This window comes from Actinomadura montaniterrae (genome assembly GCF_008923365.1).
Lineage (GTDB): Bacteria > Actinomycetota > Actinomycetes > Streptosporangiales > Streptosporangiaceae > Spirillospora > Spirillospora montaniterrae.
The window spans coordinates 1-2,597 of sequence record NZ_WBMR01000436.1 but is presented as its reverse complement, the minus strand read 5'-3'; the positions used below and the strand labels follow the sequence as shown (position 1 = coordinate 2,597).

Sequence of the window (2,597 nt, the reverse complement as noted above, 5' to 3'; positions counted from 1 at the left end):
CGGGGCGGTCACGCGGCCGGTCCCGGCGCGGCGGCGTACGGCACCGCCGCGTCCGGCGGCTCGCCGGGCTCGGCGGCGAACACGGCGCGGTACCGGGGGTCGGCCCACAGTTCGGCATGCGGCGCGAGCGCGCGGATCCGGCCCGCGTCGAGCCAGGCGACGAGGTCCGCGCGGGCCGCCGTCGCGGGACGGCGCGCCACCACCAGGCTGGTGCGTCCCGCGAGGACCTCCCGCAGCGCCCGCGTCACGCGCATCTCCGTCGCGGTGTCGAGGCTGCTGGTGGCGTCGTCGAGGACGAGGAGCCGCGCGTCCGCCAGCGCCGCGCGGGCCAGCCCGAGCCGCTGCAGCTCGCCGCCCGACATCGGCGCCTCCGCCAGCGGGGTGTCGTACCCGGCGGGCAGCGCCCGGACGAACCCGTCGGCCGCCGCGGTCCGGGCGGCGCGGCGGACCTCGGCGCGGGTGGCGCCGGGCCGCGCGTAGGCGATCATGTCGTGGACGGTCGCGCCGAGCGGCGCGGGGCGCTCGAAGGCGTACGCGACGGCGCGCCGCAGCTCCGGGAGCGCGACGTCCGCGACGTCCACGCCGTCGAGTTCGACGCGGCCCTCGTCGGGGTCGGCGAGCCGCGCGACGGTCGCGACCAGCACGCTCTTGCCGGACCCGGACGTCCCGACGACCGCGACGGCGGTCCGCGGCGGCACCGCGAGGTCGAGGCGGTCGAGCACCGTCCGGCCGCCGACCCGGACGGTGACGCCGCGGAGCCGCAGCGCGCCGGGGCCGTCCGGCAGCGGGACGGGCCGCGCCGGCGGCCGGACGGCCGGCTCGGCGCCGAGGACCTCCGCGACGCGTCCGGCGCCGACCTCGCAGTTCAGCAGCGCGACGAAGGTGTCGAACAGCGCCGCCGCGCCGGCCGCCAGGGACGTGTAGGACGCGGCGGCGACGAGCCCGCCCGCCGTGACGTCGCCGGTCGCGAGGCGGAGCCCGGCGACGCCGACCACCGCGACCTGGAGCAGCGGCGCGAGCAGCGAGAGCCGCCAGCCGACCTGCCCCTGCGCGTCCCAGGTCAGGCGCCCGGCCGCGCCGAGCAGCGGCAGCGGCAGCAGGATCCGCCGGACCTCGCGGCCCGCGGTGCCGGAGGCCCGGATGGTGCGGGCGCCCTGCCGGGCGTCGAGGAGCCGCGTGCCGATCTCCGCCTGGTGGCGCTGGTAGTCGGCGAACGGCTCGCCGGCCCTGGCGACGAACAACCGGAGCGCCAGCACGGCCGGCGGGACGCCGAGCGCGAAGACCAGCGCGAGCGTCCAGTCGATGAGGCCGAGGGCGACGACGGCGCCGGCGGTGGTCACCAGCGTCGCGGCGCCGGACAGCAGCAGGGCCGGGAACGCGGCGGGGCCGCCCGCGCTCTCGGTGAGCCGCGCCAGCACGTCCCCGGCGGGGAAGCGGCGCCGCCCGGGCACGCCGAGTTCCAGGACCCGCCCGATGAGGCGGTGCCGGAGCCACGCGGTGATGCGGCTGCCGCAGTAGGTGCCGGCGAGTTCCTCGATGGCGTCCGCGAGGGCGGCGGTGACCAGGACGAGGGCGAGCCCGGCGACGGCGGCGCCGAGGCCCCGGCCGGAGCGGACCGCGTCGATCGCCCGGCCGAGCATGACCGGGGTCGCGAGCGTCGCCGCGACCCGGACGACCGTGACGGCCGCCAGCAGGCCGAGGAGCGCGCGGAAGCGGCGCCCCGCCGCGCGCAGCAGCCGCCTCCCGTCCCGGCGCAGCGCGGCGGGCGCGGCGGGCGCTCCCGCGAGCGGCGGGGACCCGCCGGCGGCGGGCTCTGGCTCGGGCACGCTCGTCGGCTCCGTTCGCTGTCGGCGGGCATGGGGTTGCGGTGGCCACAGGGTTGCGGCGGGCACAGGGTTGCGGGGGCTCGGGTTGCGGCGGGCTCGGGTTTCGGCGGGCGCCGGGTTACAGTGGCAAGTGGGTCCGGTCACGGACCGGCCTTCCGGCCGGCCCGTGACCGGTGTCTGCGGACGGGGGTCACCTCATGCGCCCTGGCCCGCGGAGGGTGCCGGACATCACGCGCAGGAGATGCCGACGCACACGGAGTTCAGCAGGGTCAGCAGGCCGACGCACGCGCACGTGCCGCTGAGCTGAACGCCCTCGATCTCGATGGGGTCGGTCTCGGGCAGTTCCTGCAGCTCCGCCACGAGGTCGCCCTCGAAGATGCTCTCCATTCGATTCACCTCCCTTCGCCGGTCGATGCCGAGATCCGCTCCGCCGCGAGGCAGAAGCGGACCACCTCCGTCCGGAGGACCGGGGACCATGCCTGGACGACGGCGGTGTGCCCGTCGTCGACCTCGACGTAGTCGAGGCCGGCCCCTTCGGTCCTGCCGAGTTCGAGGAGGCGCCGCCGCAGCGCCCGGGAGTGCGCGACGGGGATGACCTCGTCGCGGGTCCCGTGCGCCAGCAGCAGCGGCGCCGTGAGCGCGGCGCACGCCCGCAGGACGTCGCGTTCCGCGCCGCGCGCCGCCGAACCGCCCGCCGAACCGCCCGCCGAACCGCCCGCCGCCTCGCCGGCGCCGGAGTGGTCGAGCAGCATCGCGGCCCACAGGATCGAG

Annotated in this window: 2 protein-coding genes and 1 pseudogene; all 3 read right to left on the bottom strand. The window is 78.6% G+C overall.

Annotation, left to right across the window (positions count from 1 at the left end; translation table 11 throughout):
• Positions 1-8: 8 nt before the first annotated feature.
• Entirely contained in the window at positions 9-1,826 is a 1,818-nt protein-coding gene (locus F9B16_RS50060) for an ABC transporter ATP-binding protein (protein ID WP_192809408.1), read from the bottom strand.
• Positions 1,827-2,054: 228 nt separating this feature from the next.
• A complete protein-coding gene (locus tag F9B16_RS52100; protein ID WP_192809407.1) occupies positions 2,055-2,213 on the bottom strand; it encodes a VenA family class IV lanthipeptide in 159 nt (52 codons plus the stop codon).
• A gap of 5 nt (positions 2,214-2,218) precedes the next feature.
• Positions 2,219-2,597, bottom strand: a pseudogene (locus F9B16_RS52095) (hypothetical protein); the annotation flags it as partial.

What these genes read in the sequence shown, in the direction of transcription:
- F9B16_RS52100 (WP_192809407.1), bottom strand. Translation starts at nt 2,213, where the DNA reads ATGGAGAGCATCTTCGAGGGCGACCTCGTGGCGGAGCTGCAGGAACTG.